This window comes from Streptococcus mitis, assembly GCF_023109235.1.
Lineage (GTDB): Bacteria > Bacillota > Bacilli > Lactobacillales > Streptococcaceae > Streptococcus > Streptococcus mitis_DA.
Map to the genome: position 1 here is coordinate 1 of NZ_JALDUC010000023.1, position 802 is coordinate 802.

Genomic DNA, 802 nt, shown 5'->3' on the forward strand with positions numbered 1-802 from the left:
TGCTTGCTGGAATGGCAAATTCTGTCACATCTGTGTAGCACTTTTGCATTGGTTTGGTTGCTTCAAATTGACGTTGAATAAGATTATCTGCTTTCTTGCCAACCTCTCCTTGGTATGAAGAATACTTCCGTTTACGGCGAATTCGAGCCGTTAAACCAAGTACTTTCATCAGACGCTGCACCTTCTTATGGTTCACTACGAAGCCACGATTTCGTAATTCTAGAGTCATGCGACGATAGCCGTAATTTCCTTTGTGCTCAGTATAAATTGACTGAATTTCAGCTTTAATATCATAATCTTTATCGCTTTGATCCAGCTGTTTTAAGTGGTAATAATAAGTTGAACGGGCAAGTTTAATAATCTTTAGAAGGATATCTAAAGAAAACTCTGTTACCAGTCCTTGAACAATTTCCGTTTTTCTTCTTGCTCCTTTTCGTCTCTCAATCGGAGTTCTCTCAACTTTTTTAGAATGGCATTCTCCGCTCTCAAGTACTCATTTTCTGCTTGAAGACGTTCTAATTCTGTCATATCTTCAAATCTCTTCTTTGGCTTACGTCCCATTTTAGGTGGTCTCCCTCTTGTTTTCTCAACAATAGTATACCCGTTTTTCTTATATTGTGCCAGCCAATTCGAAAGTAATCCACTACTTAGAAGAGCATAATCCAGAGACGCCCTAATTTGTGAATGCCCCTCAAGAAGAACTTTATCAATGATCTCTTGTTTTAGTTCAGGAGAATAGTAACAATTCTTTCCTTTTTTGACGAACTCTATTCCGTAACGATCAATCAATTTAATCATGTAC

The 802-nt window shown here is 37.8% G+C and carries 1 pseudogene; it reads right to left on the minus strand.

The annotated features are described in order from the left end of the window. Positions 1-802, minus strand: a pseudogene (locus tag M1F55_RS08995) (IS3 family transposase); the annotation flags it as partial.